General features: G+C 65.9%; 12 protein-coding genes. 5 read left to right on the forward strand and 7 right to left on the reverse strand.

The annotated features are described in order from the left end of the window. The first annotated feature begins 202 nt into the window (after positions 1 to 202). Positions 203 to 772, forward strand: a complete 570-nt coding sequence (locus QX108_RS28035; protein WP_315722205.1) for a hypothetical protein — start codon at positions 203 to 205, stop codon at positions 770 to 772. 151 nt (positions 773 to 923) lie between these two features. Here the strand turns inward: QX108_RS28035 and QX108_RS28040 are convergent, their stop codons facing one another. The 5 genes from QX108_RS28040 to QX108_RS28060 form a co-directional block, all read right to left on the reverse strand. Further along, complete coding sequence (locus QX108_RS28040; protein WP_315783741.1) at positions 924 to 4091, reverse strand: CusA/CzcA family heavy metal efflux RND transporter; 3168 nt, start codon at positions 4089 to 4091, stop codon at positions 924 to 926. Then, positions 4084 to 5073: a divalent metal ion exporter adaptor subunit IhpB gene (gene ihpB, locus QX108_RS28045; RefSeq protein ID WP_315783743.1), complete on the reverse strand. Its 990-nt coding sequence runs from the start codon at positions 5071 to 5073 to the stop codon at positions 4084 to 4086. Before ihpB ends, QX108_RS28040 begins: the two co-directional genes overlap by 8 nt. Next, the gene (ihpA, locus tag QX108_RS28050; RefSeq protein WP_315783745.1) at positions 5070 to 6338 is read right to left on the reverse strand and encodes a divalent metal ion exporter subunit IhpA; all 1269 of its coding nucleotides are present in this window, start codon (positions 6336 to 6338) and stop codon (positions 5070 to 5072) included. Before ihpA ends, ihpB begins: the two co-directional genes overlap by 4 nt. 58 nt (positions 6339 to 6396) lie before the next feature. Further along, positions 6397 to 6750: a hypothetical protein gene (locus QX108_RS28055; RefSeq protein ID WP_315783747.1), complete on the reverse strand. Its 354-nt coding sequence runs from the start codon at positions 6748 to 6750 to the stop codon at positions 6397 to 6399. A gap of 87 nt (positions 6751 to 6837) precedes the next feature. Next, positions 6838 to 7419: a LysE family translocator gene (locus QX108_RS28060; RefSeq protein WP_315722200.1), complete on the reverse strand. Its 582-nt coding sequence runs from the start codon at positions 7417 to 7419 to the stop codon at positions 6838 to 6840. A gap of 274 nt (positions 7420 to 7693) precedes the next feature. Between QX108_RS28060 and QX108_RS28065 the strand changes: the two genes are divergently transcribed. Further along, positions 7694 to 9169: an amidase gene (locus QX108_RS28065; RefSeq protein ID WP_315783749.1), complete on the forward strand. Its 1476-nt coding sequence runs from the start codon at positions 7694 to 7696 to the stop codon at positions 9167 to 9169. 16 nt (positions 9170 to 9185) lie between these two features. Here QX108_RS28065 and QX108_RS28070 read toward each other — a convergent pair whose 3' ends face one another. Beyond that, complete coding sequence (locus QX108_RS28070; protein ID WP_315783750.1) at positions 9186 to 9956, reverse strand: transglutaminase-like cysteine peptidase; 771 nt, start codon at positions 9954 to 9956, stop codon at positions 9186 to 9188. Between the two features lie 600 nt (positions 9957 to 10556). On the opposite strand from QX108_RS28070, the gene QX108_RS28075 reads away from it, so the two are divergent. Beyond that, positions 10557 to 16853 carry a VCBS domain-containing protein gene (locus tag QX108_RS28075; RefSeq protein WP_315783752.1) on the forward strand — a complete coding sequence of 2099 codons (6297 nt, stop codon included), beginning with the start codon at positions 10557 to 10559 and terminating at the stop codon, positions 16851 to 16853. Positions 16854 to 16963: 110 nt separating this feature from the next. After that, positions 16964 to 19198 (forward strand): adenylate/guanylate cyclase domain-containing protein, encoded by a 2235-nt coding sequence (locus QX108_RS28080; RefSeq protein ID WP_315783755.1) that lies wholly within the window; start codon positions 16964 to 16966, stop codon positions 19196 to 19198. 279 nt (positions 19199 to 19477) lie between these two features. On the opposite strand, the gene QX108_RS28085 is transcribed toward QX108_RS28080, so the two are convergent. Continuing rightward, positions 19478 to 21073, reverse strand: coding sequence for an ABC transporter substrate-binding protein (locus tag QX108_RS28085; RefSeq protein WP_315783757.1), 1596 nt, complete (start codon positions 21071 to 21073; stop codon positions 19478 to 19480). Between the two features lie 249 nt (positions 21074 to 21322). Between QX108_RS28085 and QX108_RS28090 the strand changes: the two genes are divergently transcribed. Beyond that, positions 21323 to 22942, forward strand: a complete 1620-nt coding sequence (locus QX108_RS28090; RefSeq protein WP_315784150.1) for an ABC transporter substrate-binding protein — start codon at positions 21323 to 21325, stop codon at positions 22940 to 22942. Positions 22943 to 22988 lie beyond the last annotated feature (46 nt).

The raw sequence follows: 22988 nt of genomic DNA on the forward strand, positions 1-22988 counted from the left end.
TGCGAGCTTCGATTGATGAGTTGATCCTGCGCGGTCGCGCAGTGGGAGCGAGTCAAGCAAATAGGTCAATTGGGAACTGCCGAAGCGGGCAGGCGCATCCCGCAAATGCATGGCTCGCGGGCGATTCGGTCACGTTGAGGACACGTTTGGCCGTTGAAAGGCGCGCGGCAGGGGGATTTCACAGTGTACAGGAGTCCTCCGAATGTACCGCGTTGTTGTTGTCGTCGTCGCATTGCTCGCTCTATCAGTTCAGGCGGAGGCCCGCCCTCGCCATCATCATCACCGTCATCATCATTATTCGCACCGCCACCACTCCGTCATGAACGCGATGGCCTCGATTCCGGGCGAAGGCCGCGTCGTCGGTGGCCGGCCGTCAGGATGCCCGCATGCGTTCTGTGGCTGCGAGGCGTCGCTCTACACCTTCGGCCGCGTCATTCCCGAGCTGAATCTCGCATCGAACTGGCGCCGCTTTCCGCGCACGGCGCCCGCGCCGGGCATGGCGGCGGTCCGCTCCGGGCATGTCATGATCCTGCAGCAGCAGGTGGCCGGCAACGTCTGGCTCGTTCACGACGGCAACTCCGGCGGTCACGTCACCCGCGAGCATCCGCGCTCGATTGCGGGCTACACGATCGTGAACCCCAGGGGCGGCTCGACCATGTTCGGCGCAGCCTCCCGGACGACGCGCGAGGCCCGCGCGCCGCGCTACCAGCGGTTCGCCCGCAATGGCCGGCTGGATGGCTGGATGGCCAACGCGACCCCGGTGTTCAACTAACGCCGCGACATCGTCCCGCGACGTGGCAAGCGGGAGCGCTCGCCACGTCGCTAGAGCGCGATGAGATCAGGATGAATCGTCATCGCGCTTTAGGTTGTTGTTTGTGCATGATCGTTTCGGAAAATCGCTGCGCACTTTTCCGGATCATGCTTTAGCCTGCCCGCGTCTCCCGCCTGAACAGCACGTAGAGCGCGGGCAGCACCAGCAGCGTCAGCACGGTCGAGGAGATGATGCCTCCGATCACGACGGTGGCGAGCGGGCGCTGCACCTCGGCGCCGGCGCCGGTGGCGAGCGCCATCGGCACGAAGCCGAGCGAGGCGACCAGCGCGGTCATCAGCACCGGCCGCAGCCGCGCCAGCGCGCCTTCCTCCACCGCGACGCGCACCGAGCGTCCCTCCCGGCGCAGCCGCTCGATGAAGGCGATGATGACGAGGCCGTTGAGCACGGCGACGCCGGACAGCGCGATGAAGCCGACCCCGGCCGAGATCGACAGCGGCAGGCCGCGGGCGAGCAGCGCGGCAATGCCGCCGGTCAGCGCCAGCGGCACGCCGGAGAACACCAGTGCCGCATCGGCGAGCGACCCCATGCTCATGAACAGCAGCAGAAACACCAATGCGAGCGCGATCGGCACCACGATGGTGAGGCGCTTGGTCGCCGACACCAGCTGCTCGAACTGGCCGCCCCACCCGATCCAGTAGCCCGGCGGCAGCTTGACCTTCTCCGCGACCGCGGCCTGCGCCTCGGTGACGAACGAGCCGAGATCGCGGGCACGGACATTGGCTGACACGACGATGCGGCGCTTGCCGTTCTCGCGGCTGACCTGGTTCGGTCCCGGCGCGGAGGCGACCGCGGCCACCGACGACAGCGGCACGTAGCGCGGCTGGCTCGTGGTGTTGAAGGCGGTGCGCAGCGGCGTCGCCGTCGTGTCCTCTCCGGCGGGCAGCGGAATCGGGATGGCGCGAATCGCATCGAGATTGCCGCGCAGGCGCTCGGGCAGACGGACGATGATGTCGAAGCGGCGGTCGCCGTCGAACAGCTTTCCCGTCGCCTTGCCGCCGATCGCGATCTCGACGACGTTCTGCACGTCGGCGACGCTGAGACCGTAGCGCGACAGCGCCTGGCGGTCGATCTTCACGGTGAGGATAGGCAGTCCGGCGACCTGCTCGGTCTTGACGTCGGTCGCGCCATTGATGCCGCGGATCGCAGCTTCCACCTGGCGTGCGGCGCCCTGCAGGATGTCGAGATCGTCGCCGAAGATCTTGACGCCGACATCGCTGCGGACGCCGGAGATCAGCTCGTTGAAACGCAGCTGGATCGGCTGCGAGATCTCGTAATTGCTGCCAGGGATCTCGTCGGCGGCCGCTTCGATCTCCGCCACCAGCTTCGCCTTGTCCTTGGCCGGATCTGGCCATTCGCTGCGCGGCTTCAGCATGATGTAGCCGTCGCCCTGCGACGGCGCCATCGGATCGGTGGCGACTTCGGCAGTGCCGATCCGGGTGAAGACGTCCCTGACCTCGGGGATCCGGCGCAGGCGCGTCTCCAGCGCCTTCTGCAGGTCGACTGAAAGCGTGAGGCTCGTGCCGGGAATGCGCAGCGCGGCCAGCGCGACGTCGCCCTCGTCGAGGCTCGGAATGAACTCGCCGCCCATCCGCGTCGCGGCAACGCCGCTCACGGCGACGATGACGATGGCTCCGGCTGCGACCGTCATCCGATAGGCGATCGCGGTCCGCAGCAGCGGCGCGTAGATCCGCCGTGCGCTGCGCATCACCAGGTTCTCCTGCTCGGACACTCTGCCGGTGACGAAGATCGCGACCGCGGCCGGAACGAAGGTGATCGAGAACAGCACGGCGGCGCCGAGCGCCATCAGCACGGTCAGCGCCATCGGGGTGAACATCTTGCCCTCGACGCCGGTCAGCGTCAGCACCGGGAGGTAGACCACGCCGATGATCAATGTGCCGAACAGGCTCGGCCCGATCACCTCGCGGGCGCCGCTGACGATGGTCTGCAATCTTTCGGACGTCGTCAGCAGGCCGCCTTTGTTGTGCTGCGCCTGCGCCAGCAGGCGAAGGCAGTTCTCGACGATGATGACGGCGCCGTCGACGATGATGCCGAAATCGATCGCCCCAAGGCTCATCAGATTGGCGCTGACCTTGCTCTCGACCATGCCGGTGATGGTCATCGCCATCGACAGCGGGATGATGCAGGCGGTGACCAGCGCGGCGCGGATGTTGCCGAGCAGCAGGAACAGCACGACGACGACGAGGGCTGCGCCTTCGAGGAGATTCTTCTCGACGGTGCGGATCGTGGCTTCGACCAGATGGGTGCGGTCGTAGAGCGTCCGCGTGATCACGCCCTCGGGCAATGATCTTGCGATCTGGTCGAGCCGGGCGGCGACGCGCCGCGCCACGGCGCGGCTGTTCTCGCCGATCAGCAGCATGGCCGTGCCGAGAATCGTCTCCTCGCCGTTCAGCGTCGCGGCGCCGGTGCGCAGATCGCGTCCCTCGGCGACCTCCGCGACGTCGCCGATCCGGACCGGCGTGCCGCCGCGGGCGCCGATCACGATGTCCCTGAGTTCGGCGGCGCTGCCGACCTGGCCGGGCGCGCGCACCAGATACTGCTCGCCATTGCGCTCGATGTAACCGGCGCCGACATTGGCGTTGTTGGAGGCGAGGGCGGCGATGACGTCGCGGAAGCTGATCTTGTAGGCCATCAGGCGGCCGGGATCCGGCAGCACGTGAAACTGGCGCGCGAAGCCGCCGATGGTGTTGACCTCGATCACGCCGGGCACGCCGCGCAGCTGCGGCCGGATGATCCAGTCCTGGATGGTGCGCAGATCGGTCGGTGAGTAGTCGGTGCCTTCGGCGGTCTTGGCGCCGGGCTTTGCTTCCACCGCATACATGAAGATCTCGCCGAGGCCGGTCGAGAGCGGTCCCATCGCGACCTCGATGCCGGGCGGCAGCTGATCCTTGATCTCCTGGATGCGCTCATTGACCTGCTGGCGCGCGAAGTAGATGTCGGTGCCGTCCTGGAACACGACGGTGACCTGGCTCAGCCCGTAGCGCGACAGCGAGCGCGTGGTGTCGAGGCGCGGCAGGCCGCCCATCGCGGTCTCGACGGGATACGTGATGCGCTGCTCGGTCTCGAGCGGCGAATAGCCGGGCGCCTTGGTGTTGATCTGCACCTGGACGTTGGTGATGTCGGGCACCGCATCGATCGGCAGCCGGGTGAAATTCCAGGCGCCGAACGCCGCTGCGGCGAGCGAGACCAGCAGCACCAGCCAGCGCTGTCGCACGACGAAAGCCAGGACCGCGTCAATCATGCTCGGCCTCCCCCTTGCCCATCTCCGCCTTCACCACGAAGCTGTTCTCGGCGACGTAGTGCTCGCCGGGCGAGAGGCCGTCGCGGATCTCGACATGGGTCGGATCGGACTCGCCGAGCGCGACGGGACGCGCCTCGATCTTGTCGCCCTCCTCGCGCACGAACACGACGGTCTTGTTCTCCAAGGTCTGGATCGCGCTGGCGCGAACCGCGACGGCGACGCTGCGCTTGGCCAGCACCAGCCGCGCAGTCACGAACAGGCCGGGGCGCAGCCGGCCGTCGGCATTGGCCAGCACGACGCGCGCCAGCGCGGTCTGGGTCTCGCTGGCGCCGACGGGGGCGATGTAGGAAACGTGCCCGCGGATTGCGCCGCGGCCGTCGTCGGGATCGATCAGCACCTCGTCGTCGAGCCGGACGCGCCGGAGATCCTGGCGGTAGATCGACAGGTCGACCCAGATGGTCGAGAGATCGGCGACTACGAAGGCCGGCTTCTGCTCGGAAGCGTATTCGCCGAGCGAGATCTGGCGGTCGATGATGGTGCCGCCGATCGGCGCCTTGAGATCGTAGGCGGTCAGGCTCTGGTTGCTCTCGATCGATGCCAGCAATTCATCCTTGGCGACGGTGTCGCCGATGCGCTTCCTGATCGCGCGGACGATGCCGGGAAAGCGCGGCGTCACCTGCACCAGCGCTTCCTGATTGGCGCGGAGCACGCCGTTGAACGCCAGCGTATCCGACAAGGTTGCCGGCCCGGCTTCGGCCAGCGTCACGCCGGCCGCGGCGAGCTTGACGTCGCTGATGCGAATGCGGTCGGCGCCGTGCTCGTCCTGCTCGACGTGATCCTTCGGCGCCTTCTCGGCGTGGTCCTTCTCGGCATGGCCGGCGGCTGCTTCGGTGTGCGGCACCGCATCCACCAGAAGGCGCGACGCTCCGGCACCGCCGACGGCCGCAATGATCGCAATGAGAATGACGGTGGATGTCTTCATCGCGCGGTCTCCCGTGCCAGGGTGAAGGGACGGCCGACCAGGCCCTCGATCGTCGCCACGGCGACATGGATGTTCTGCAGCGCCTCCTGCTCGCGCAGCCGCGCCTGCGCCACGCTCGCCTGCGCATCGAGCACCTCGAGCAGGGAGAAGCGGCCGGCGCTGTAGCCCTGCGCGATCTCGTCCGCGGCTTCCTGCGCCTTGGGGATCGCGATCTCGCGCAGCACCGCGAGCTCACGCAGCGAGCCCTGCAGCGAGTCGTAGGCGCGGCCGGCGATCACCAGCAGCGCGTTGCGGTTGGCCTTGCGTTCGGCCTCGGTCTTGGCGACGCTCTCTTGCGCCGAGAGGATGTTGCCCTGGTTCTGGTCGAACACCGGGATCGGCACGGAGACGCTGAGCCGGACCGCATCGTCCTGGGTGTCGTTGAAATGCCGCCAGCCCGCGCCGACGCGCACGTCCGGATAGGGTTTCAGCCGCGCCAGCAGCAGCTCGGCGTTGCGCTGCGCGTAGACGGCAGTCCAGCGCACGAGCTGGGGGTTGGCATCGATGGCCGCGATGACGGTCTGGAACGACGGCGGCTGGGTCGTGACATCGAAGCGGCCGGTGACGGAAGGGAGTTTCGCCGAGCTGTCTCCGGTGAGCACGGCGAGCTCACGGCGCGCGCTCGCCAATGTCGCCTTGACGCGCTCGCGGTCGGCCCGCACCAGGGCGGAGGCGACTTCGGCGCGGCCGGTCTCCGCCGGCGACGACGCACCGGCCTCGACCCGCCGCCGCAGCAACGGCGTCAGGCGATCGAGCGCGGCGACCTGGTCGTCGAGGATCTGGATGCGGCGCTGCGTGGCCAGCACCGTCACGAAGGCGATCGCCGTCTCCGACAGGACTTCGAGCCGCACCGCCTGGCGCTGGATCTCGGCGACGCGCATGCCGGCCTGCCCGGCGGCGATGCGCGCGTCGCGCTTGCCGAACCATTCGAACGCCTGGCTGATCTGCAAGGTCGTCTCGGCCGAGCGCGTGCCGCGATATTGGCCGGAGCCAAGGGAATTGTCCTGCTCGTAACTGAGCTCCGGGTTGAGCAGCGCGCCGGCCTGCAGCCGCTGGCCGGAGGCGATGCCGATGTCGCGGTCGGCGGCGGACAGCCTGGGATTGGCGGCGAGCGCGCGCGACAGCGCCTCGCGCAAGGTCAGCGTCTGCGCGGCCGCGGCTTGCGCGGACGTCGCGAGCAGGGCCGCGGCGCAGATCGCGCGCGCAGCCATCGCGGGGAATGGCATGAGATGAACCTGTCTGGACGAGCGAGGAAGGACGGCGTTCGCCGTCCGGCATGTGGCGTCAGGTCAGGTGTCTTGGTGGCGGGGAATCGGACTCGGACAGGATGCCGGCCCTGATGGCGGGGATCGGCCAGTCCGTTGCTGCGACGATCTCGGCTGGAACGGCCGCGAGGTGCAGCTGCGGCACGGCCACCGAGAAGCAGCCATGGCAATGATGGTCGGCGATGCCGCGTTGGTCGGAGTGCCCGGCCTTGTCGAGCAGGGAGGCGATCTCCGGCTTGCCGGCCGACGCATGCGCGACATCGAGATCGCAGGCGCCGTGCAGCGTGCCGGCAAGCAGATAGGCGATCATCAGGCACAACGCCGCGATCCGGCGCAGCAGGCGCGGACGGCTCGTGAGATATGATCGACCCATGCCGCGCACGGTGCCCCCTGTTCGCTCCGCGGATAGCATGCGGCGTCGGGCGTTGTCGATCAGCAACAATGTAACAAGCGGAACCGTTTACGGCACGGCCAGCGCCGGCGCGAGGATCACGCAGGCGAGCACGGCCAGCGCCGCAGCGCTGCAGCGATAGCCGAGCGCAGCCGGCACGAGGCCGCCGAGGCCGTGGCGCAAGGTCGCGCCGACGAGGATCCAGCCGCCTCCAAGGGTCGCGATCGACAAAGCGAGTGCGGCGGCGTGCGGCAGCAGGCGCGCCGTGTCGTCCGCCGGCAGCAGCGTGAAGGCGAAGATGATGGCTTTTGGATTGAGCAGCGTCGTGATGAACACCCGGCGCAGCGTCACCGGCACGGCATCGTCACTGCGGCCGCCGCCGTGGCGCCACAGCTCGACGGCGAGATGCAGCAGATAGAGCACGACCGCGATGCGCAGGACGTGACCGATCACCGGCATCGCCGCGAGCGCCGGACCGAGCGCGACGCGCAGGACCAGGATCGCGAGCAGATAGCCGGCGAGTTCTGCAAGCAGCAGGTGCACGGAGCTGCGGATGCCGCGACTCGCGCCCGCGGTCGCGAGCAGGGTGTTGGTCGGTCCGGGCGTGGCGAGGAGGGCGATGCTTGCGGCGACGAAGGTCGGGAGGTCCATCCGTGCATCGAGCACGCGCGCCGTCTGCTTGCCTTGATGCGGGTCAAGGTCGGCCAGGCATCTCGCGATCGGCTCGCGGCTCGACGGAGCTTGAGTTCCGATTTCCGGAACGTGTTCTTGCTCAGCGGTAAGCCGCGGCGCATGAGCAGGCCGTATTGGCGGCATGCAGCGTGCTTGATTGACTCGTTGCCTTCGCAAACTAAGGTCCGCGGCGGAACACCACTGCGCAGAATCATCGCATCCATCGGTGGTCGCGCGAAGGATCGGACGACAGATGACTTTGGCGATGAGCTGGGACGAGTGGGCCCGGCATGATGGCATGGCGCTGGCGGCGCGCGTTCGCAGCGGCGAGCTGACGGCGGCGGAGCTGGCGCAGCAGGCCGCGGCGGGCATCGCCAGGGTCGATCCGAAGCTGTCCGGCGTCGTTGAAGTGTTCGCCGACGCGGTCGAGGATCCGATCAAGGCCGGGGCGAATTCCGCGGGTCCGTTTGCCGGCCTGCCGTTCCTGATGAAGGATCTCGGCCCGACCATGGCCGGCCGCCTGCAGGAGCAGGGCTCGCTCTACATGCGCGGCAACCGTCCCGCTGCCGACACGCACCTCACCACGAAGATGCGCAAGGCCGGCCTCAATCTGATGGGGCGCACCACGACGCCGGAATTCGGCGTCTGCAGTTCGGCGGAGAACCCTGCCGTCTACGTGACGCGCAATCCTTGGGACACCGACTACACGACCTGCGGCTCGTCGGCCGGCAGTGCGGCGATGGTCGCCGCCGGCGTGGTGCCGATCGCGCATGCGACCGATGGCGGCGGCTCGATCCGGATTCCCGCCGGCGTCAACGGCAACATCGGCCTGAAAGTGTCGCGCGGCGTGTTCTCGATCGCGCCGCATCTGTCGGACCTGTCGGGGCTCGTCTCGATCCAGGGCTGCCAGTCGCGCAGCGTGCGCGACACGGCGGCCTTCGTCGATCATTGCCGCGGCGGCGCGCCAGGCGAGTTCATGCCGTACTGGACCACGCCGGAGCCTTATGTCGAGCTGATCAAGCGGGATCCCGGCAAGCTGCGGATCGCGCTGTCGCATCAATGGGGCGACTACCGCGCGACGCCGCACATTGCGGCCGAGCTCGCGCGCGTCGGCACATTCCTCGAGAGCCTCGGCCATCACGTCGGCTACGCGCTGCCGGATGTCGACTATCCCAAGGCATTCGCCGCGCAGACCACGTGCTACATCTCGAACTTCGCGATCGTCATCAACAACCTCCTGGCGTCGCGGCAGCTCGACCGGCCGCCGGCCGATCTGATCGAGCCGGTCAACATCCGCATCTGGGAAGCGGGCCGCGGCACCAGCTTCGCCGAGCGCGCGGCGATGCAGGCGGTGTTCAACACGACCTCGCGCGCCTTCGGCGCCTTCTTCGAGGAATGGGACATCATCCTGACCCCGATCACGGCGCTGCCGACGCCAAAGATCGGCACCACGGAATATCTGACGATCAGCGACAATCCGGACGTGCTCGACTGGTTCGGCAATCTCTGGCGCAACTTCGCGTTCACGCCGCTGGCCAATCTCTGCGGCATTCCGGCGATCTCGCTGCCGCTCGCCACCAACGAGCATGGCCTGCCGCTCGGCATCCAGGCGATCGGCAAGCAGGCCGATGACGGCCTGCTGCTGCAGCTGGCGGCCCAGATCGAACGCGCCATCGATGGGAAGTGGAACGGCGGGGCGACACCGGCCGTGCACGTCACCAGGGACTGAGCGCTGCGGACGATCGTCAGTTGCTGGCGGACATGGAGCCCGGCGCCGGCCGGTCGAACGGTGGGCGGCCGACCTCGGCCATCAACGGCGCCGGCTCGAGGATCGACATGCCGGTCTCGTCGATCACGAAGCGTGGCCGCACCTGCCGTGCATCGCCGTCCTGGATCATGGCCATCCGCTGGTTGTCCAGCAGCAGCCAGCGTCCGTCGAGACGCGCGGCGGCGACGGCGTGATCCTCGTTGCGCGCGGTATCGCGGAGGATGACGATGCGCAGATCCTGCGCCGCAATGCCGGCGAGCCGGAGCGCAACGAACTTCGCGATCGCATAATCCTCGCAGTCCCCCGCCAGGCTTCCGAAGGTGACGAGCGGGGACGTCCAGACGTCGGGCTCGCCATATTGGACCTGGTCGCTGGTCGGCCGGATGGCGAGGTTGATCGCCCGGTTGATCTCGCCGAGCCGGGCGCGACCGTCTCTGGCGCGCGCCTGATCGACGATGGCGAGCAGGCGCAGTGCGGCGGGCGAGACGCAGCGCTCGCGATCTCCGTCGCACAAAGCGAGCTGCACGCGCTCGTCGTCGAGCCGATGCGCCAGCGTGAGCCATTTGCTCAGCAGCGGGCCGGCTCCGATCTCCGTGCGGCTCAGGCCGAACGGCTCGTCAGCGCCGATGAAGGCCCCGAGCTCCGCCGGCTGCCCGACGGGACCCGCCTGTGCCGGGCTGCCGATCCACAGCATCGCCGTGGCAGCCGCAGCCGCAAATGATGCGCGGATCAGCGCGAGAATGGTCATGTGACGCCCCGTCCCCGGACCTCGCCGGCGAAGACGCGCCTGCGGAACCGGGTGTTGTTGGGGCCAGCATGCGCGCCGAGGCTTTGGCGCTGCTTAAGGCGGGGGTGCCCGCGATAAAATCGCGTCAGTCAGGCTGAACGTTGTGTTGCTCCGATGCGACAAATCCTAGCGAAAGCCGGGCGAGGGTCGCGTAGGATCACTGCGATTCGCGTTCGGGTTGTGGCCGTCGATCACCCCCAGCACACACTTAATTGATGCAATTTGTAGATTTCCGTCCGCCCGGTCTCCGTCCTCCGCTCGAAATGGGTCCGCAGGAGTATGCGGGTGCGGATGTTCCGGTCGGGCTCTGTAATCGCGGTCTCGGAAATACAGATCTAGACTTGTAGTCGCTCCATCGGGGCCGATGAATACTTGATTATACCGCAATTTGCTCGCCAGAAAGAAGGCGCAAGCTTGACGATATCAAAGCAAACCGGTGGACGCCGCCGTTTCCACGCCTCGGGAGCACAAGCTGAAGATGGTTCCTCCAGACACTCGCCAGTGATATGCACGCTTTGAACACAAATTGTTATGTAATAATTAACCATAGTCGGTGGCCCCGTGAATTACGCTGGCAAGTCTGACGCCGCGCTTTTCTCCGACGGCCTGGGCACGTCCGCGCCGGCTTATTTGAAGCTGGATGCGCCGCCGGCCCATGCGCCGGCGGATGCGATCGTCGTTCCGGACGCGCATTTTCTTTTCAACGCCGATTTCAAGCGTTCCGGCCTCGACCTTGTGCTGTCGTCCGATGGTCGCGAACTCGTGTTGCCGGATTACTTCAAGGGCGAGAAGCGGGCGCCGCTGGCCTCGCCCGATGGCGCCCATCTGACCGGCGACCTCGTCAACGCGCTGTCGGGCGCCGTGCAGGTCAGCCAGGCCGGTACCGCTGCGAGCGCCGGCAAGGTGATCGGTCACGTCACCAAACTGCAGGGCACGGCGACCGTCATCCGCAACGGCGTCTCGATCCTCCTTCACAACGGCGACAACGTCGAGAAGGGTGACATCGTCCAGTCCGGCTCGAATTCGACGGTTGGCATCACCTTCATCGACGGCACCGTGTTCGGCCTGTCCTCGAACGCCCGGATGGTGCTGAACGAGATGGTGTACGACCCCAACGGGTCGAACAACTCCTCGCTGATCAGCCTGGTGGCCGGCACGATCTCGTTCGTGGCCGGCGAGACCGCCAAGCATGGCGACATGAAGGTCGATACGCCCGTCGCGACGATGGGCATTCGCGGCACGGCCGTGCTGGTCGAGATCGACTTCACGGTGCCGGGGCAGGGCGGTCTGCCCGATGCCAAGTTTCAGGTGCTGGTCGAGCCCGATGGCCGCACCGGCTCCTACGTGCTGTACGACAAGACGACGTTGCAGCCGATTGCCGTCGTCAACCAGGCCGGCCAGCAGATCCAGATCAGCAACGGCATCGTCAATCAGAGCGCGGTGCCGCTCTCGCCCGACATCCAGAAGCTGATCAACGACGTCTTCACGCTCAAGTTCACCGACAACACCAACCCGAAGTCGACGACCCACTTCACCGATATCGGCGTGCCGCAGGCGCTGACGCCGGTGACATTGGCCAACGGCACCAGTGCAACGCCGATCGTCCGCGTGGTCGACGACGCCGGCCCGACGACCGGGACCGGCCAGACGGGCGAGCAGCCGTTGCACATCCCGGGTCCGCCGGAGGTCAGGATTTTCGACGCCGACGGCCGGTTGACAGCGGCGTTCGGATTGATCGAGCGCGCCGGGCAGACCGGGAACGGCAGCGATCTCGACACCGTGCTCAGCCGCGTCAGTTTTCTCGACGTCAACGGCATCGACCGGCCGACGGTCTCGGTGAGCTTCAACGCCTATTCATACAAGAGCGCGCAACAGACCGATGTCACCGGTTCGTTGAATGCGCTGCAGCTGCAGGACGTGATGGCGACGGCCGTGAAGATCACGGTCACGCCTAATCCGAACAACAAGAACTCCGGCACGGCGACGCTGACCTACAGCGTTCCCGACAAGTATTTCGACTTCCTGGCGGCAGGTGAGACGCTGACGCTGACCTACATCGTCCGCGTCGACAACAATTTTGCGCCGTCCAACGAATTCACCCTTGTCCCCGTCACGATCACCGTGACAGGCACCAATGACAAGCCCGAGATCACGGCGAGCGTGCCGACGATCGCGTTCGAGGGCGGAACGAACGTTCCCGGCGGGCCGCTGACCTCCGACGATCCGACCGCGGGCACGCTGACCTTCAAGGATGTCGACCTCACCGACACGCATACGGTCTCGGCCACGCTGACCAGCGCCGTTCTGGAAGGCGGCGGCAGCATTCCGCCGGCGCCGCTGGCGCTGTTCGCGCAGGCACTGACCGCGTCGATATCGTCCGACAGCACCGGCAGCGGCACCGGAACGATCAATTGGAGCCTCGGCAACCTGCCGGTCTATGTCGCGGATTTCATTCCGGCCGGGCAGACCGTGACGCTGACCTATACGGTGACGTTGACGGACTCGCAGGGCGCGACGTCGACCCAGACGATCACGGTGACGATCACCGGGACCGACGATCCCGCCGTGGTCTGGATCGCGACGACGCAAGCCGGCGGCAGCAGCGGCGCGCAGGTTCATTTGTGGAGCGACGGCGCGAACTGGGCCACCGGCCTGGTCCCGACCGCCGATGACGACGTCATCATCATCACCGACCAGCTGCACGGCCTGACGCCGGCCTTCCCGGTGACGATCGACGAGGACGTCCTCGCCTATGCCAAGTCGGTCACGCTGAATGATTTCGGCGGCGGAGCCATTCCGGAGCTCGACAATCACGGCACGCTGACGATCGGCGGCGCGCTGACGGCCAAGGTCGATTCGCTGATCTACAACTTCTCGGCTGCGACGATCACCGTCGGCGGCTCGGTGCAGATCCTGGGGCAAAGCGAGTTGCACAATGCCGGCACCGTGCTGCTGGCGGGCGGCGGCATGTTCGGGGTCGATGCCGGGATCTTCAACACCGGCACGATCGAGTTGTCCGGCGGAACGCTGACGGTGCAAGGCGACGTCACCAACGTCGGCGAGGACAGCTCCGGTCTGATCCAGGTCGACCTCGGCGCGACGCTGACCCTGGATGGTGGCAGCATCGATGGCGGCACCATCTTGATCCAAGGTGCGCCGGTCGTTCAGAATTTCGGAACGCTGAACGAAGGCGGGGACACGCCAACGCCCGTGAACGGGCTGTTCGCCATGAAGAACGGGGCCGAGCTCAGCAATGGGGAGCTGACCAATTTCGGCACGATCGAGGTGTCGGGCAGCGGAAATACTTTCAGCAACGAGACCATCACGAATGTCGGTCTGATCGACGTCAAGGCGGGCGGCGAGCTTGCGCTCGGCAATGAAACGATCATCGACAATGCCGTTGGCGCGATCGTCACCATCGCGGAGTCCGCGACCCTGACGCTCTCGCATGCGGAGATGTCGGGCGGCACGCTGACCAATGAAGCCGGCGGAACGATCGCACTGACCGGCGGCGCCGCGCTGATCGGTGGCGCGCTCGACAACTCCGGCATCATCGCTGTGTCGGGCAGCGGCAATGCCTTCGACGACGAAACGATCACCAATGCGAACGCCGCCGCGATCACGATCGCGCTCGGCGGCGCGCTGTCGCTGAGCGGGACGAGCATCGCCGGCGGTGCCGTCACCAGCGAGGGGACGATCTCGGTCGACGGCGACAGCACGATCGACGGCAGCGCAGTCGCGGGTGGCGTGCTGCTGGTCGGCGAGATCGGTCCGCTCGCGGAGATGACGGCGGTCCTGACCGTCGAGGGCGGTGCGTCGCTGACCGGCGTCGACATCACCATCGGCGACGGCTCGACGCTCGAGGTTGCGGCAGACGAGACGGCGACCCTGGTCGGCGTCACCGTCGACAATTCCGGCACGGTCCAGGTCGACGACGATGCGCTGCTGCTGATCGAGAACAGCACGATCGCCGGAGGCAATCTCGTCAACCACGGCACCGTGCATGTCGAAACCGCGGCCGCGACCACCTTCGACAACGTCACCATCGACAACACCGACGGCGTGATCATCATCGACGAGGATGGCGAGATCCCGGTGGAGTCGACTCTGGTGCTGGATGGGAACACGGCGCTGACCGGCGGCACGCTGGAAATCCGCAGCGTCGGCACGCTGCAGATCGTCGGCCACGACGTGACACTGTCCGATATGGACGTCCAGAATTTCGGCATCTTCACCGTCGACCCCGGCGCGACCCTCGGCCTTGCCGATACCAAGGTGAGCAGTGACGGCACGCTCTACATCTATGGCACGATCACCGCGAGCGGGCTGAGCGGCATCGGCGGAACGATCTTCAATTTTGGCACGATCGAGATCACGGCGGGCACGTTCGAGATCACGGGCGATGTCGAGGGATCCGGGCTGATCAAGGTCGACGCCGATGCGACGCTGACAGTCGATGGCCACATCCATCAGACGATCGACTTCAGCAGCGAGGGCAACAGCGAGATCGTCATCGACGACGCCAGCTTCTCCGCCAAGCTCGCCGGTCTCGGCACCGGCGACAGGATCGACCTGCAAACGATCAAATGGAGCGACGCGACGACGGCGTCCTATGATGCGGAAAAGGGCGTGCTCACGGTCGTCGACGGCGAAGGGCACAGCATCGCGCTGACGCTCGAAGGCGACTTCAGCGACTTGCATTTCGCAGGCAGCGATGACGGGCAGGGCGGAACGCTGATCACGCTGAAGGCCGACGACACGGCGCCGGTGGTCGCGGATGCGGGTCGGCCAGGTGCGATCACCGAAGCGGCGGCGCAGACGGGGGCGTCCGATCAGCACAGCGTCACCGGCAGCGTAAAATTCACCGATGCGGACCTGACCGACCGGCCGACTGCGTCGATCGGGGCGCAGAGCGTGACCTGGCTTGCGGCTGATCAGCTGACTGATCTGTCGGATCACCTCACGCCGGACCAGATCGCCGCGCTCGAACAGGCGCTGCAATTCAGCCAGAGCGGCGCAAATAATGGCAAAGTCGACTGGACCTATGCCATTGCCGACGGCACGCTCGATTTCCTCGGGGCCGGCCAGACCGTGACGGTCACCTCCACGGTGACGATCGACGATCATCAGGGCCACACTGCGATGTCGGCGGTGGTCGTGACCATCAACGGCACCAACGATCTGCCGGTCGTCACGAGCGAGGTGCAGTCCGCGGCGATTGCCGAGCGCACGGATACGTCCGGCTCGGATCTGCTCGATCAGGCGAGCGGCACGATCACCTTCGATGATGCCGACATCACCGATGCGCATGTCCTGAAGGTGACCGGAGTGGCCACTTCCGGCAACGATAGCGGGTTGCCCGCGGACGCGTCCGTGCTCGAGAGCTGGCTGTCGCTCGGAACGCTCACCGAAACCGGCACGGGCGGAGCATCGCAGGCCTGGACCTTCGCTGCCCGGGACAAGGTGTTCGACTATCTCGGCGTTGGCCAGCAAGTGACGCTGACCTACACGGTTGCGATCGACGACGGCCATGGCGTCGTCGTCGACGTGCCCGTCACCATCACGGTCAATGGCGCAGAGGATGCGCCCGTCATCACCGGCGAGACCAACCCGACGGTGCAGACCGTCATCCTGTCGGAGCGGGCCACCGTGCTGGCGAGCACGGCGAAGACCAATGCCGAGGGCATGCCGACCGAAACCTTCGATCACGTCTCGGCCGGCAACATCTCCGACAACGGGCGTGGTCACGGCAGCTTCTACAGCGAGGCGCTGCACGCGACCTTCACGGCCAGTGGCAATGCGGGCATCGTGCACGGCTCCTCGCCGGTGTCGGCGGCGCCCTACATGGCCGACGGTGCCGACAAGACCAACTACCTCAGCATCGGCAGTCACGCGCAGGAGACCATCACCTTCGACAGCGTCAAGAACAGTTTTGGGCTGTATTGGGGCTCGGTCGACAGCTACAACAGCATCTCCTTCTACAACGGCAACAAGCTGGTCGCGTCCTACACGGGCAACGACGTCGCGCCGCTGCTCGCCAATGGCGGCCAGGGGTCGCTGAGCTCGAATGGCTATGTCGAGTTCCTCGGCCTGTCACCGTTCAACAAGGTCGTGCTGGCCAGCAGCCAGAATGCATTCGAGATCGACAACATCTCGGCTGGCAACGTCGCCGATCAGCCGGTCCAGCTCGCGAGCAAGATGTCGGGCACCTTGACCGTGCTCGACAAGGATGTCGGTGACACGCTGACGGCCGCAGTGATCGACGATGGCGTCATCAAGTACAACGGCCTGCCGAGCCTCCCCGCCAATGCCCACGTCCAGGCGCTGGCCGATGCCCATGCCATCACCTTCGACAGCACCACATCCGACGGCAAGCCCGACGTCCTGCACTGGACGTATCATCCGGCCGACGTCAACCTGGATTTCCTCAATCCCGGCGATACGCTGACCGTCACCTATCAGGCCCGGGTGAGCGACGGTCACGGCGGAACCGCGACCAAGGCGCTGACCGTCACGCTCGCTGGCAACGGCGCTTCGACGGTGAATGGCACGGACCAGGACGACAATTTCGTCAATGTCGGCGGCGGCGTCACGATCTTCGGCAAGGGTGGCAACGACACGTTCGTCTTCAACCCGCATTTCGGCAGCGCCACCATCGGCGATCTCGATCTCAGCCGGGACGTCGTCGAGTTCGATCAGTCGCTGTTCGCGAACCCGGAGGCGCTGCTCGCATCGGCGCAATCGGCCAACAATGGCCACGACACCGTCATCACCGATGCGGCGCATGATACGCTGACCTTGAAGGGCGTGACGCTCGACCAGTTCAAGCTGCATCACGACGGTTTCCACCTCGTCTGAGCCGGGGCGCCCGTCCGGGATGCGGGCGGGCAGCGTTGCCAAGCCGAGCGCTCTTGCGGGATCATCAGACGCCTCGGGAATCGCCGGTCCAGGCGTGATACGGATGCGCCATGAAGCGATTGAGAGCAGTTCCCCGGTGGTTCGCACGCAAGTTCGGCTATGCGCGCTTGATGTGCCTCGTGCTGCTGGTTGCCTTCGCCGCGCTGCGCGCCGCCGATCCTGCGCCGATGCAGGAGCTGCGCCTGCGGACATTCGACAACTTCCAGGCGTTCAGCCCGCGGGTGAAGACCGTGCGTCCGGTCACGATCGTCGATATCGACGAGAAGAGCGTCGCCGATCCCAAGCTCGGTCAGTGGCCGTGGCCACGGACGCGGATCGCTGAGATCATCGAGAAGCTCACACGCCTCGGTGCCCTCGTCATTGCGTTCGACGTCGTGTTTGCCGAACCGGACCGGTTGAACCCGGCGCTTGCGGCCGAGACCTTTCCCAATCTCGACGAGGCGACGCGCGAGAAGCTGAAGGCGCTGCCGTCGAACGATCAGGTGCTCGCCGATGCTCTGCGCCGATCGCGAATCGTTCTCGGTGAGACGGCCAGCAACGAGGTCCGTGCCGATCTCGACAAGACCTTGCCGGTCACGGGCGTTGCGACGATCGGGCCCGAAGCCGATGGCTTCATGGAGAGCTACCCGGGACTGTTGCGCAACGTTTCGGTGATCGAGCATGCCGCGTCCGGCCGTGGGCTGTTCACGATCCCGCCCGAGCGTGACGGCATCATCCGTCGTGTGCCGATGATCCTGCAGGCGCAGGACATCACGATGCTGGCGCTCAGCTTCGAGATGCTTCGGGTGGTGAGCGGCGCTGACACCCTGGTGATCAAGGCCGATATCGGCGGCATCAAGAGCCTTCGCATCGGCGGCTTCGAGATTCCGACGGATCGAAAAGGCAGGATCTGGGTGCACTATGCCCGCTCCGATCCGTCGATCTACGTGTCGGCCATCGACGTGCTCGAGGGGCGCGTGCCGCCGGAGAAGATCGCAAGGAAGCTGGTCCTGATCGGACCGTCCGCCATCGGCCTGAACGACATCAAGACGACGCCGGTCGATCCGGCCATGCCGGGCGTCGAGGTGCATGCGCAGGTTCTCGAATCCGTCCTCACGAACTCGATCCTGTCCCCGCCGTTCTGGGGGCTTTCGGCCGAGTTCTTCGGTGCGGTGATCTTCGGTCTGCTCGTGATCGTGTTCGCGCCGCGGCTCGGTGCCGTCACGCTGGTGCTCGTCGGAGCCCTGTTCGCAAGCGTTCTGATCGGCCTCTCCTGGTACGCCTATACGCAGCACCGGTTCCTGATCGACTTCACCTATCCGATGCTGTCGACCACGGCGATCTATCTGACGCTGATCTTCGCCAGCTTCATTCGCGAGCAGCAGCAGCGCAAGGAGATTCGCGGCTGGTTTGCGCAATACATGTCGCCGGTGCTGGTGGAGCAGTTGGCGCAATCGCCGGAAAAACTCGTGCTCGGCGGCGAGGAGCGCGAGATGACCATCATGTTCTCGGACGTGCGCGGCTTCACCTCGATCTCGGAAAGCTACAAGCGCGATCCCCAGGGCTTGACGATGCTGATGAACCGCTTTCTGACGCCGTTGACCGACGCGATCATCTTGCGCAAGGGCTATGTCGACAAGTACATGGGCGATGCCATCATGGCATTCTGGAACGCGCCGCTCGACGACCGGGAGCATCAGCTCAACGCCTGCACGGCGGCACTCGACATGCTGGACAAGATCGACGAGGTCAACCGGGAGCGCGAGCAGGAGGCCGCCCATGGCGGCCATGTCTACATCCCGCTCAACGTCGGCATCGGCCTCAACACCGGCATCGGCGTCGTCGGCAACATGGGTTCGGAGCTCAAGAAGAACTATTCGGTGCTGGGCGACAGCGTCAACCTCGCCTCGCGCCTCGAAGGCCAGACCAAGGAATACGGCTTTCCGATCATCGTCGGCTCGGCAACGGCGATGGCGGTCAAGGACAAGCTCGCGATCCTCGAGCTCGATTTCATCATGGTCAAGGGCAAGACCGAGCCGGAGGTGATCTATGCGATCGCCGGTCGCGAGGACGTGATGTATTCCGAGCGCTTCCAGCTCTTGCGCAATCTCACCATCGAGATGCTGGCCGCCTATCGCAGCCGTGACTGGGACGAGGCGCTGGCCGCGATCGCGCGCGGACGCAAGAAGGACGAGGCCAAGGAGCTGGCGAAGCTGTTCGATCTCTACGAGGCGCGGATTCGCAGCTATCAGCGGAACCCGCCGCCGGTCGACTGGAACGGTGCACACGCGCTGACATCGAAGTAGCGCTAAACTCTTAGCAACGATGAACTACCCCCTTCAGGGTGCGGTTGCCGGGCGATGAGTGCAGTGCTTATGAATGCGCCCTCTCCCCTTGTGGGAGAGGGCATGTAGGACGCTTCGGCAAGCTCGGTTGGGTGAGGGGTCTCTCTCCGCAAGTTGGCCCGTTGAGAGAGACCCCTCACCAAACCGCGTTCGCGGACAGGCCGCACATGCCCTCTCCCACAAGGGGAGAGGGCGCACTATCTGACAACCGCTTTGCTGCGAGGCTGCGACGACAGCTCCTTACTCCGCCCCGATCGTCGTCAGGTCCTGGAACCAATGCTGGGCCTGGACGAACTTCTTCACCTTCGGCGACAGCGCGTGCGGGTTGGTGTCGTGCACGACCCACACCAGCGCGGCGTCGTCGACCACGGCGGCGTGGGCCTGGGCGATCAGCTCGTCCTGCTTGGCGGGATCGAACGTCTGCTTGGCCTCGGCGATCAGCGCGTCGACCTTCGGATTCTTGTAGCCGCCCCAGTTGACGCCGACAGGCGCAATCTGGTCGGAGGCGAAGAAGCGGACGATGGCGTAGAGCGGATCCGACGTGACATAGGCGATGTTGTTGGCGGTGATGCCGGCGTTCATCTCGTCGGCCGCGCCCTTGCGCCAATGCGTGTACAGCGTCTCGAGCTCGACGACCTTGAAGTCGATGTTGATGCCGATCTCCTTGAAGCTCTGCTGCAGGTACTCGTTCATCGGCAGCGACAGCATCTGGCCGGTGCCGCCTTGCGCGATGATGAAGGTCGTCTTCAGCGGCTTGGCCGGCGAGTAGCCGGCCTCCTCGACCAGCTTCTTGGCGGCGGCCAGATCATATTTCAGCTCGAAGCTCGGCTTGCCGAACCACGGGCTCGACGGGTCGACCTGGCCCTTGGCCGGCTTGGCCAACCCGTTCATCAGCCCGACGACCTCGTCGCGGTTGATCGCGAGGTTGAGCGCCTTGCGCAGCCGGATGTCGGTCCAGGGCGAGCCCGGCAGCACGCTGAGATGATAGTTCCAGACATGCGGCGTGACGTTGTCGACGAGCTTCATGCCGGCCGCCTTGAGTTGCGGCACCGCGTCCGGCGCCGGCGTCTCGATCAGATCGACCTGGCCGGCGAGCAGCGCATTGGTGCGCGTCAGCGCCTCCGGCATCGGCACCAGCACGAGCTTGTCGGTCTTCGGCAGCCGATCCTTGTTCCAGTATTCGGAATTCCTTGATAGCTCCGCAAGCTCGCGCGGCACCAGCTTGGTCAGCTTGAACGGGCCGGTGCCGGACGGCTGGCTGGCGAACTTGTCCCAGTCCTTGCCGAGCTTCTCGTATTGCGCCGGGCTCGAAATCAGGAACCACAGCATCTGATACGGGAAGAAGGAATCGACGGTCTTGGTCGTGATCTCGACCGTGGAATCGTCGATCTTGGCGTAGCTCGCCACTGACGGCAGCCGCGTCTTGACCTGCGCGCTCTGCCGCTTGTCGAACTGCGGTGCCTTATCGTTGAGCACCTTGTCCAGATTCCAGATCACCGCATCGGCATTGAAGTCGCTGCCGTCGTGGAACTTGACGCCCTTGCGCAGAGTGAAGCGCCACTTGGTCTTGTCGGCCTCGTCGACCTTCCACTCGGTGGCAAGGCCGGGGATCAGCTTGCCCGGCTTGTCGGCGACGCTCATGTCCCAGGCGACCAGCGGATCGTAGATCGTGTAGCCGGTAAACTGATAGGCGCCGGCGCCGCGATCGGGCTGGCCCGTCGTCAACGGAATGTCGGCCATCGAGATGCCGTAGCGCAGAACAGTCTCGGCGCGTGCGGCAGCGGCAGAGAGGCCGAGCGCGAGCGCGGTGGCGAGCAGTGGCTTGAGAAGACGCATGAAGGTGAGGCTCCGTGGAAACCGGATCAAATTCGACGCGCAGAACCTGCAATCCGGGTGCCAAGCCCCTCGAGCGAGATCGTTTGAGTACAAACGTTGTGACGTCGCGTCGCAGGGTGAGCTCCGCCGGCCGTGCTGGCATAGGCGTTGCATAATGCTGCCCAGAATCTAGCCAGTCTTATCGGAGAGAAGATCGTGCTTTCTCGTATTGCGACCTCCATGAATGTGCGTGCCACCGTTGCGGCCGCGATGATGACGACGGTCTCGGCCTTGGTGCTGCCGGCGCAGGCGGGTGCGGAATCCGTGCTGCGCATCGGCATGACGGCCGCCGACGTTCCGCGCACGCTCGGCCAGCCCGACCAGGGTTTCGAGGGCAACCGCTTCACCGGCCTCACGATGTATGACGCGCTGACGATGTGGGACCTGTCGTCGGCCGAAAAGCCGAGCGTTGTCATTCCGGGCCTGGCCACCGAGTGGAAGGTCGACGAGGCCGACAAGACCAAGTGGACGTTCAAGCTGCGCCCCGGCGTCACCTTCCATGACGGCGCGCCGTTCAATGCCGACGCCGTGGTGTGGAACGTCGAGAAGGTGCTGAAGCAGGATGCGCCGCAGTTCGATCCGAGCCAGGTCGGCGTGACGGCTTCGCGCATGCCGACGCTCGCGTCCGCGCGCAAGATCGATGATCTCACCGTCGAGCTGACGACCAAGGAGCCGGACAGCTTCCTGCCGATCAATCTCACCAACCTGTTCATGGCGAGCCCGACCAAGTGGCAGAAGCTCTATGAGGCGGCGACCGGCGCCGACGACAAGGCGAAGTCGCAAGCCGCCTGGGCGGCGTTCGCGAAGGACGCCTCGGGCACCGGCCCGTGGAAGATGAGCAAGTTCACGCCGCGCGAGCGTTTGGAGCTGGTCAAGAACGAAGCCTATTGGGACAAGGCGCGCGTGCCCAAGGCCGACAAGATGATCCTGCTGCCGATGCCCGAAGCCAACGCGCGCACCGCGGCGCTGCTGTCGGGGCAGGTCGACTGGGTCGAGGCGCCGGCGCCGGATGCGCTGCCGGAGATCAAGCAGCGCGGCTTCAAGCTCTACGCCAACGAGCAGCCGCATGTCTGGCCGTGGCAGTTCTCGCGCATCGAGGGCTCGCCCTGGAACGACATCCGCGTCCGCAAGGCTGCCAATCTCTGCATCGATCGCGAAGGCCTGCGCGACGGCCTGCTCGCCGGGCTGATGGTGCCGGCCAGCGGCACGTTCGAGAAGGGCCATCCCTGGCGCGGCAACGTGACCTTCGAGATCAAGTACGACAAGGCGGCGGCGCAGAAGCTGATGCAGGAGGCCGGCTACGGTCCGAACAAGAAGCTCGAGGTCAAGACGCAGACCTCGGCGTCGGGCTCGGGCCAGATGCAGCCGCTGCCGATGAACGAGTATCTGCAGCAGGCGCTCGCCGAGTGCTATTTCGACGTCAAGCTCGACGTCATCGAGTGGAACACGCTGTTCACCAACTGGCGCCGCGGTGCCAAGGACGCCTCTGCGAACGGCGCCAACGCCACCAACGTCACCTATGCGGCGATGGATCCGTTCTTCGCGCTGGTGCGCTTCCTGCAGTCGTCGATGGCCCCGCCCGTGTCGAACAATTGGGGCTTCATCAACAACCCGAAGTTCGATGAGCTGGTGAAGAAGGCGCGCCAGACCTTCGATCCCGCCGAGCGCGACAAGGCGCTGGCCGAGCTGCATGCGGCGTCGGTGGATGACGCGGCGTTCCTCTACGTCGCCCACGACGTCGGCCCGCGCGCGATGAGCCCGAAGGTCAAGGGCGTGGTGCAGCCGAAGAGCTGGTTCATCGACTTCTCGCCGATCTCGGTGGAGCCGTAAGCGACCAACATCAGTCGCCGTCATGGCCGGGCTTGACCCGGCCATC

The sequence above is a fragment of the Bradyrhizobium sp. SZCCHNR1002 genome, from assembly GCF_032381435.1.
Lineage (GTDB): Bacteria > Pseudomonadota > Alphaproteobacteria > Rhizobiales > Xanthobacteraceae > Bradyrhizobium > Bradyrhizobium aeschynomenes.

Coding starts and splice junctions, on each gene's coding strand:
- ihpB (WP_315783743.1), bottom strand. CDS start 5,073: ATGAAGACATCCACCGTCATTCTCATTGCGATCATTGCGGCCGTCGGC.
- QX108_RS28090 (WP_315784150.1), top strand. CDS start 21,323: ATGATGACGACGGTCTCGGCCTTGGTGCTGCCGGCGCAGGCGGGTGCG.
- QX108_RS28060 (WP_315722200.1), bottom strand. CDS start 7,419: ATGGACCTCCCGACCTTCGTCGCCGCAAGCATCGCCCTCCTCGCCACG.
- QX108_RS28080 (WP_315783755.1), top strand. CDS start 16,964: ATGAAGCGATTGAGAGCAGTTCCCCGGTGGTTCGCACGCAAGTTCGGC.
- QX108_RS28070 (WP_315783750.1), bottom strand. CDS start 9,956: ATGACCATTCTCGCGCTGATCCGCGCATCATTTGCGGCTGCGGCTGCC.
- QX108_RS28055 (WP_315783747.1), bottom strand. CDS start 6,750: ATGGGTCGATCATATCTCACGAGCCGTCCGCGCCTGCTGCGCCGGATC.
- QX108_RS28085 (WP_315783757.1), bottom strand. CDS start 21,073: ATGCGTCTTCTCAAGCCACTGCTCGCCACCGCGCTCGCGCTCGGCCTC.
- QX108_RS28040 (WP_315783741.1), bottom strand. CDS start 4,091: ATGATTGACGCGGTCCTGGCTTTCGTCGTGCGACAGCGCTGGCTGGTG.
- ihpA (WP_315783745.1), bottom strand. CDS start 6,338: ATGCCATTCCCCGCGATGGCTGCGCGCGCGATCTGCGCCGCGGCCCTG.
- QX108_RS28065 (WP_315783749.1), top strand. CDS start 7,694: ATGACTTTGGCGATGAGCTGGGACGAGTGGGCCCGGCATGATGGCATG.
- QX108_RS28035 (WP_315722205.1), top strand. CDS start 203: ATGTACCGCGTTGTTGTTGTCGTCGTCGCATTGCTCGCTCTATCAGTT.